Source organism: Silvania sp. (assembly GCF_051656365.1).
GTDB lineage: Bacteria > Pseudomonadota > Gammaproteobacteria > Enterobacterales > Enterobacteriaceae > Enterobacter > Enterobacter hatchlandensis.
The window spans coordinates 1-2,356 of record NZ_JBOGBT010000022.1; the positions used below are offsets into that span (position 1 = coordinate 1).

The following is a 2,356-nucleotide window of genomic DNA, read 5'->3' on the forward strand; positions in this document are numbered from 1 at the left end:
TAACGGCGTCTGGCACCAGAACGTCTTTGCCTATTACCTGTCGATTGCCTGCAACCACTGCGAAGATCCGGCCTGCACCAAAGTCTGCCCCAGCGGGGCGATGCACAAACGTGACGACGGTTTTGTGGTGGTAAACGAAAACGTCTGTATTGGCTGTCGTTACTGCCACATGGCCTGCCCGTACGGCGCGCCGCAGTACAACTCTGCCAAAGGCCATATGACCAAGTGCGATGGCTGCCATGATCGCGTGGCAGAGGGCAACAAACCGATTTGCGTAGAGTCCTGCCCGCTGCGGGCGCTGGACTTCGGCCCGATTGACGCGCTGCGCAAGAAGCACGGTCAGCTCGCCGCCGTGGCCCCGCTGCCGTCGGCGCACTTCACGAAGCCGAGTATCGTGATTAAACCCAATGCCAACAGCCGACCGACGGGTGACACCACCGGCTATCTGGCCAATCCAAAGGAGGTGTGAGATGGGAAGTGGATGGCATGAATGGCCGCTGGTCATCTTTACGGTATTTGGGCAGTGCGTCGCCGGCGCACTGATTGTCGCGGGCTTCGCCTGGTTGCGTGAAAACGACGCCCGGGGCAGACAGCGGATCGTGCGCAGCATGTTCTTCCTGTGGCTGGTGATGGGCATCGGGTTTGTTGCCTCGGTGCTGCATCTTGGCTCGCCGCTTCGCGCCTTTAACTCGCTCAATCGGGTGGGGGAATCCGGGCTGAGTAACGAAATTGCCGCCGGGTCACTGTTCTTCGCGGTCGGCGGATTCTGGTGGCTGGTGACGGTGCTCGGCAAAATGCCCGCCGCACTGGGCAAGATCTGGCTGGTAATGAGTATGGTGCTGGGGGTGGTCTTTGTCTGGGCGATGACCCGTGTGTATCAGATAGACACGGTCCCGACCTGGCACAATGGCTACACCACGCTGAGTTTCTTCCTGACGATGCTGCTCGGCGGCCCGCTGTTTGCCGCCCTGCTGATGCGCATAGCGAAAACGCCGTTTAAGGGGCGGGTGGCGGCGTGGGTGTCCGTCGTTGCGCTGGTGGCAAGCGTGGCGGCAGTCGTCCTGCAAACCCACTCTCTCGGGACGATCCACAGTTCCGTCCAGCAGGCTAACACCCTGGTGCCGGAGTATGGTTCCCTGCAGGTCTGGCGTATCATACTGCTGGCTGCCGGACTGGGCTGCTGGCAGTGCGCCCTGATGCGCCGCAAAGTCCCGACCCTGCAAGGGCTGGCCCTCGGTACGCTGCTGGTGGTAGCCGGGGAGCTGATTGGCCGTGGCGTGTTCTACGGTCTGCACATGACCACCGGTATGGCAATTGCCGGATAATCTGTCGCGCGGGGCAACCCGCGCCGTTCAAGGAATGCTGTAATGAATGATGTAGGCTCACGCGAATCTTTCGCTTTTAGCGCCCGGGTGTTAGGGGCGCTGTTTTATTATGCGCCGGACAGCGATCAGGCCGCACCGCTGGTCACGGCATTAACCCACAGCGACTGGACCAGGGACTGGCCGCTGCCTGACGCGCCGCTGCGTCCGCTCGCCGAGGCCTTTTCCCGGCCAGCCATTGAGCCGCTCAATGACGCCTGGCAGCGGCTGTTTATCGGCCCCTCGGCACTGCCCGCCCCGCCGTGGGGATCGGTGTGGTTGGATCGTGAAAGCGTACTGTTTGGCGATTCCACTCTGGCGCTGCGCCACTGGATGCGCGACAACGGCATCGTCTTTGAGATGACGCAGAACGAACCGGAAGATCACTTTGGTACCCTGCTGCTGCTGGCAGCCTGGCTGGCAGAAACTGGCCGTGACACCGAGCGCGACCAGCTGCTGGCCTGGCATTTGCTGCCGTGGAGCGCGCGTTTCCTCAGCGTTTTGCAGGAAAACGCGGCCCATCCGTTCTATGCCGCGCTTGCCAGTCTGGCGCAGCTGACGCTGGCAGACTGGCAATCGACGCTGCTGCTCCCGATAGCCGAAAAACCGCTCTACCGTTAGCATCAGGCAGCCAGGGTAAACCCCTGGCTGCGTTTCGATCAGGCGGGTTTATCCAGCACCACCACGCACTGGCCCGCCCGCACCGAGGATCCCGGCTGGACGCGCACCTGGCTTACCACCCCGTCCCGACTGGCCACCAGCGGGATCTCCATTTTCATCGATTCCAGTACCACCAGCACCTCGCCCTCGCGTACCGGTTGACCGACCTCGACGTTCACCTGCCACAGATTGCCGGACACCGGGCTGTCGATGCCTTCCTGTCCTGGCTGCAGCGGGGCGTCCTCGCCCTCTTCGGTAAGCACCTCACTGCTGTCGAAATGCGCCTGCCCGTTGGCGATCCAGCGTTCGCGCTCGGCGTTAAACGCCCCCTGCTG

4 protein-coding genes are annotated in these 2,356 nt (G+C 62.4%); 3 read left to right on the forward strand and 1 reads right to left on the reverse strand.

Features of this window, described 5'->3' with window-relative positions; all coding sequences use genetic code 11:
- The 3 genes from ACRDD5_RS03985 to dmsD all read left to right on the forward strand — a co-directional run.
- Positions 1-469: 4Fe-4S dicluster domain-containing protein (locus ACRDD5_RS03985; protein WP_438675999.1), on the forward strand; the 469-nt coding region annotated here is incomplete at its 5' end.
- Between the two features lies 1 nt (position 470).
- Positions 471-1,325 (forward strand): dimethyl sulfoxide reductase anchor subunit family protein, encoded by an 855-nt coding sequence (locus ACRDD5_RS03990; protein ID WP_438676000.1) that lies wholly within the window; start codon positions 471-473, stop codon positions 1,323-1,325.
- A gap of 42 nt (positions 1,326-1,367) precedes the next feature.
- On the forward strand, positions 1,368-1,982 hold the full coding sequence (dmsD, locus tag ACRDD5_RS03995) for a Tat proofreading chaperone DmsD (RefSeq protein ID WP_438676001.1): 615 nt from the start codon (positions 1,368-1,370) through the stop codon (positions 1,980-1,982).
- 38 nt (positions 1,983-2,020) lie between these two features.
- Here dmsD and ACRDD5_RS04000 read toward each other — a convergent pair.
- A partial coding sequence (locus ACRDD5_RS04000; protein WP_438676002.1) for an acetyl-CoA carboxylase biotin carboxyl carrier protein subunit occupies positions 2,021-2,356 on the reverse strand: 336 nt, incomplete at its 5' end.

Excerpts from the sequence above, each read along its gene's own strand:
- ACRDD5_RS03990 (WP_438676000.1), top strand. The coding sequence starts at position 471 with ATGGGAAGTGGATGGCATGAATGGCCGCTGGTCATCTTTACGGTATTT.
- dmsD (WP_438676001.1), top strand. The coding sequence starts at position 1,368 with ATGAATGATGTAGGCTCACGCGAATCTTTCGCTTTTAGCGCCCGGGTG.